The sequence below is a fragment of the Streptomyces sp. N35 genome, assembly GCF_016464295.1.
Taxonomy (GTDB): Bacteria; Actinomycetota; Actinomycetes; order Streptomycetales; family Streptomycetaceae; genus Streptomyces.
The window spans coordinates 270-2,889 of the sequence record NZ_JAEIMH010000185.1 but is presented as its reverse complement, the minus strand read 5'-3'; the positions used below and the strand labels follow the sequence as shown (position 1 = coordinate 2,889).

At 69.5% G+C, this 2,620-nt stretch carries 2 protein-coding genes; both read left to right on the top strand.

Translation table 11 applies throughout. From position 1 onward, the window contains the following. The first annotated feature begins 432 nt into the window (after positions 1 to 432). On the top strand, positions 433 to 882 hold the full coding sequence (locus JAO81_RS41710; protein ID WP_199553224.1) for a PTS glucose transporter subunit IIA: 450 nt from the start codon (positions 433 to 435) through the stop codon (positions 880 to 882). 77 nt (positions 883 to 959) lie between these two features. Beyond that, on the top strand, positions 960 to 2,620 hold a 1,661-nt coding region (ptsP, locus tag JAO81_RS41705), incomplete at its 3' end, for a phosphoenolpyruvate--protein phosphotransferase (RefSeq protein ID WP_199553223.1).

The window sequence follows — 2,620 nt, the reverse complement described above, 5'->3', positions numbered from 1 at the left end:
TGTCAATCTGGCGTTGACTTTTGGCACGCTGTTGAGTTCTCAAGGAACGGACGCTTCCTTTGTACTCACCCGCAGAGATATTCTCTGGGGCTTTCCTCCGGGCTTCCCTTCGGTGTTTCAAACTCTATCAGGCATTTTCCGTCTCTCTGACCATCCTCCTGCGAGCACGCAGGACTAGATTCAGAGTTAGGATCTAGCTTGATTGAGGTTGCCTGGGTCGGGCGCCAGTAGCGCTCCGTCGTCCCGGGCAGGAGTACGACAGTACATCCCGCTTCGGGCGGACGCAAATCGGCGCTGGAAGGTCCTAGGTCCGTTGAACCGGGACTAGTTGTGCGGAAGCGGGACTTCTTATGACTTACGCTTCTGAACAGTGCGCCGTCCGGGACAGGTAGTGACGGCGTGTACAGACTCTCCACCCCTGGGAGGCTCCTCATGACGTCTGTGACGTCCCCCCTCGCCGGCCGGGCCATCGGGCTCGCGGCCGTGCCCGATCCGGTCTTCTCCGGTGCGATGGTCGGCCCCGGTACCGCTATCGACCCCGTGCGCGAGGCCGGCGATGCCGTCTCGCCCGTCGATGGCGTTGTTGTCTCGCTTCACCCCCACGCTTTCGTCGTCGTCGACAGTGAGGGCCATGGCGTGCTGACGCACCTGGGCATCGACACTGTTCAGCTCAACGGCGAAGGCTTCGAACTTCTCGTCAACAAGGGCGACACCGTGCAGCGCGGCCAGGCCGTCGTGCGCTGGGACCCCGCGGCCGTCGAGGCTGCCGGCAAGTCGCCGGTCTGCCCGATCGTGGCGCTCGAGGCCACGGCCGAGTCCCTGGCGGACGTCATCGAGGACGGCGACGTCAAGTCCGGCGACGCTCTCTTCAGCTGGAAGTGACGTCATCGCCGCCCACGGCGGCAGGTACGACATCCACCGCGGCGGCTCGGACCGTCGCAACTATCGGAGACGGTGAAATGGAGACAACGCTGCGAGGCGTCGGCGTGAGCCACGGTGTGGCGATCGGCGAGGTTCGGCACATGGGCACGGCGGTACTCGAGCCGCCGGCCAAGCAGATTCCCGCGGAGGAGGCCGAGCGCGAACAGGGGCGCGCCCGGCAGGCGGTCGAGGCTGTGGCCGCCGATCTGAACGCGCGGGGCAATCTGGCCGGCGGCGAGGCGCAGGCGGTGCTCGAGGCGCAGGCCATGATCGCTCAGGACCCTGAGCTGATGGCCGACGTGGACCGTCGTATTGCCGTCGGTTCCACCGCCGAGCGCGGTGTGTACGACGCGTTCTCGCACTACCGCGAGCTGCTCGCGGGGGCCGGCGAGTACATGGCCGGCCGCGTGGCCGACCTGGACGACGTGCGGAACCGCATCGTGGCGCGGCTGCTCGGTGTGCCGATGCCCGGCGTTCCGGACAGCGACAAGCCGTACGTGCTGATCGCCCGGGACCTGGCGCCGGCCGACACCGCGCTGCTGGACCCGGCGCTGGTGCTCGGCTTCGTGACCGAGGAGGGTGGGCCGACCAGCCACAGCGCGATCCTCGCGCGTGCGCTCGGCGTCCCCGCCGTCGTGGCGCTTCCGGGCGCCGGCGAGCTGCCCGAGGGCACCGTCGTCGCGGTGGACGGCAGCACCGGTGAGATCTTCGTCGACCCGACGGCCGAGAAGCGTGCGGAGCTGGAGGCGGCGGCCGAGGAGCGCAAGGCCGCGCTGGCCGCTTCGTCGGGGCCAGGTGCCACGTCCGACGGGCACAAGGTGCCGCTGCTCGCCAACATCGGCGGTCCGGCCGATGTGCCGGCCGCGGTCGAGGCGGGTGCGGAAGGTGTGGGTCTGTTCCGCACCGAGTTCCTCTTCCTGGACGACAGCAAGAAGGCGCCTTCCGAGGAGAAGCAGGTCGAGGCGTACCGCAAGGTGCTCGAGGCCTTTCCCGAGGGCCGTGTCGTGGTGCGTGCGCTGGACGCAGGCGCCGACAAGCCGCTGGACTTCCTGACGCCGGCCGACGAGCCCAACCCGGCGCTCGGCGTCCGTGGTCTGCGTTCGCTGCTCGAGCACCCCGAGGTCATGCAGACGCAGCTGACGGCTCTCGCGAAGGCTGCCGAGGGTCTGCCGGTGTACCTCGAGGTCATGGCGCCGATGGTGGCGGACCGCGCGGACGCCAAGGCGTTCGCCGACGCCTGCCGTGCGGCGGGGCTGCAGGCGAAGTTCGGCGCGATGGTGGAGATTCCGTCCGCCGCGCTGCGTGCGCGGTCGGTGCTGCAGGAGGTCGAGTTCCTCTCGATCGGTACCAATGACCTCGCGCAGTACACCTTCGCAGCCGACCGTCAGGTCGGTGCCGTGTCGCGTCTTCAGGACCCGTGGCAGCCCGCGCTGCTCGACCTGGTGGCGCTGTCGGCCGAGGCCGCGAAGGCCGAGGGAAAGAGCTGTGGTGTGTGTGGTGAGGCGGCTTCCGACCCGCTGCTCGCCTGCGTGCTGACCGGTCTCGGTGTGACCTCCCTGTCCATGGGTGCCGCGTCGATCGCCTATGTGCGCGCGACGCTCGCCAAGTACACGCTCGCCCCGTGCGGGCGTGCCGCCGCCGCCGCGCGTGCCGCGGGGGCGGGGGGGGGGGGCCGCGCCCCCGCCCCGGCCGGGCTGGC